This is a genomic window from Polaribacter sp. 20A6 (genome assembly GCF_011378915.1).
Taxonomy (GTDB): Bacteria; Bacteroidota; Bacteroidia; order Flavobacteriales; family Flavobacteriaceae; genus Polaribacter; species Polaribacter sejongensis.
The window spans coordinates 1-1295 of the sequence record NZ_WTPZ01000035.1; the positions used below are offsets into that span (position 1 = coordinate 1).

General features: G+C 27.3%; 1 protein-coding gene. It reads left to right on the forward strand.

What is annotated here, in order from left to right:
* Window positions 1-101: 101 nt before the first annotated feature.
* Window positions 102-1097: a hypothetical protein gene (locus GQS57_RS18255; RefSeq protein ID WP_165734407.1), complete on the forward strand. Its 996-nt coding sequence runs from the start codon at window positions 102-104 to the stop codon at window positions 1095-1097.
* Window positions 1098-1295: the final 198 nt, after the last annotated feature.

Consider the following 1295-nt stretch of genomic DNA (forward strand, 5'->3'; position numbering starts at 1 on the left):
TGCGAACAACAATTTTCCTGCGGAAAATAGCCGTTCACTTTAAACGCAACTTTCCATAACACAACAACGTTGTGCCACATAAAAGAAAAATTGAGATTTGAATGGAAATATTTAGTAATAAAGACAAATGGGGGAATTATAACGGAAACATAAACATATTTTCTGACCTGAAAAAGTCTGATATTCCAAAAATAATAGCAGAAAATAATATTCATTCTTTACAACTATCTCAATTCGAAAATCCTAAAAAACAGACTTGGGAAACTCTTAACGAGTTTTACAAACAATATCCGAATATTGGACTTCGTATTCATTGGCACGAAAGTCAAGATTTATCATTCTACAAAGAAATCCCAAACGTTAGAAAATTTACAATAGCAACATATAATATAAAAGATTATTCAGAACTTTTATCTAATACTAACTTGAAAGAATTCGGAATAGAAGAAACTAAATCAAAAGCAGTTGACTTATCATTTATTAAGGAATTTAAAGATTTAGAATCGCTTTATGTGGATGGTATGAAAAAAGGGTTAGATAATATTCAAAACTTAAAAAAGTTGAAAAATCTGACTTTTAGAGGTGTGAAAATGGATAATCTAAATATACTATCAGAATTAGAAAATTTAGAAGAACTTAATTTACTTTTCGGTAGTTTTAAAGACCTAACATCTTTGACTAATTTAAAAAAATTAAAATCTATAGAATTTAGTCGTGTTCGACAAATTCCGAATTTTGATTTTTTAAACTCTTTAGAAAATTTAGAGAAAATTGAATTTGAGGGAATGTCAAAAATGGAAGAAATTCCAAATTTATCTAATTTAAAGAAACTGAAAAGAGTTCATATTCACAATAATTTAAGATTAAACAATATAAAATCAATTGGAAATATTCCAAACCTAAAGCTTCTTCAATTAACTTTTGCAGAAAATTCAAAAACTGCCGAACGAAAAAACCTAATTGAACAATCAGTAGATATTTTAATGAAATCTAAATCAGCTGAATACACGAATATTATGCATTGGACAGATGAAGAAACAACAAAAAAACTAACTAAAAAAGGAATAAAAGTTTGGAATTTGGAAATAGAAATATAACGTGGCACAACACCGTATATAATTAATTGCTTGGTTTTAGCCAATTTACGAAAGCTCTCCCAGACTTTAAATCTGTGTTTTATTTACTAACTTTAGTGCTTGAAACACGCAACTAATCATACACAACAACGTTGTAAAAAACTTGCTGAAAGTATAATTTAAGAACAAAAGTCATTTTAAAATACATTTGGCTTTAAA